Annotated in this window: 3 protein-coding genes; 2 read left to right on the forward strand and 1 reads right to left on the reverse strand. The window is 43.6% G+C overall.

Annotated elements, in window-relative coordinates; translation table 11 throughout:
* Both NG42_RS21570 and NG42_RS21575 read left to right on the forward strand, forming a co-directional pair.
* On the forward strand, window positions 1–501 hold a 501-nt coding region (locus tag NG42_RS21570), incomplete at its 5' end, for an RHS repeat-associated core domain-containing protein (RefSeq protein ID WP_052903071.1).
* Window position 502: 1 nt separating this feature from the next.
* Window positions 503–961 carry a hypothetical protein gene (locus tag NG42_RS21575; RefSeq protein ID WP_052902269.1) on the forward strand — a complete coding sequence of 153 codons (459 nt, stop codon included), beginning with the start codon at window positions 503–505 and terminating at the stop codon, window positions 959–961.
* Here the strand turns inward: NG42_RS21575 and NG42_RS23790 are convergent, their stop codons facing one another.
* Window positions 962–1,084 (reverse strand): SymE family type I addiction module toxin, encoded by a 123-nt coding sequence (locus NG42_RS23790; protein ID WP_082203921.1) that lies wholly within the window; start codon window positions 1,082–1,084, stop codon window positions 962–964.
* Window positions 1,085–1,254 lie beyond the last annotated feature (170 nt).

Consider the following 1,254-nt stretch of genomic DNA (forward strand, 5'->3'; position numbering starts at 1 on the left):
GACAGGGAAACGGGGCTGCACTACAATCTTTTTCGCTATTATGATCCGGTGATGGGGAGGTTTACGCAGCCGGATCCGGTGGGGCTGGTTGGTGGTATAAACCAGTATGCTTATGTCAAAAACCCGCTGACGTGGATAGATCCGCTGGGGTTAAGCGGCGATCCAATTGGGAGTGAAAATAATCCATTCGGTTCTTCCCGTGCAGCCAGGCGTGATGGTATGAGGCAAGCAGGAATACCTACAAGTCAACAACCGATTAGCCAGTCGAAGAATAGCTCCGGTTGGGAATATAGATATGAAGTGCTAAAACCTGGTGGTGGAACTATTCCTGCGACAGTGCAACAACAAACAATGGATGTTAGCCATCCTGATCAACCACACTGGGAAGCTGGTAAAGTAAAAGTTGATCCTAGAACAGGTGAAACGCGCATGAATGATTATGGTCGACCGAAAATCGCGAACCCTAAAGGCAAGGCTTATAATAAAAAGTGTGGTAGCTAACATGACTTCAGTTCAATATAAGAAAGAATTGTTATATAGAAAGGCTAATGGAAAGAAGGTTATTGAATCCTACTTATCTAAAATTAACTCACTTATTTATTGTGATATAATTGATCTTTTTTTTATTCCATTAGAATGCACAGATGATATATTGAAAAAATCGTTAGTGGATGAAGAAAACTCAGTTAAGCGAAAAATAGAGCCGCAGTTGCTATCAGAATTCATAGGAAAAATAAAAAATTATGACTCGGGATATTATGTTTTTATTGACGATGACTGGCAATATTGTGGAACTTTCATTATCCCTTCTTTAAATATGTTAAAGGAGGATTTTGTTTTTGGGGGTAAGATAATTAATAATATTTTATTAATATCGGAGAGCTTTACTAAGTATATAGATTTAGATTATTACGAGATAAATGGTAAATATTATCTAGATGTAACCGAATCTATGGCATAGTTATAAAAAGCCGCCGGTGGTCAGAATAAAGCAACCCGCCTCAATCCTGACCGTCACCGCCTTGCCCGTCTCAAACCCCGCCTCACGCAGCCACTTGCTGGACAGGTTCAGCGGTGCTGCTATTCAGGCTAATGCGCAGGCTGAAGGTGCGCGTCAGGAGTATGACGGTTTCGGCCGCCTGGCCTCGCGCAAAGCGGCAGCGGGTGGACATCGACGGTGACAGCCAGCAGACGTTCTGGTATCACACCGACCTGAACGGGCTGCCGGAGCGGCTGACTGACGAAGAGGGCGAC

Source organism: Winslowiella iniecta (assembly GCF_001267535.1).
GTDB lineage: Bacteria > Pseudomonadota > Gammaproteobacteria > Enterobacterales > Enterobacteriaceae > Erwinia > Erwinia iniecta.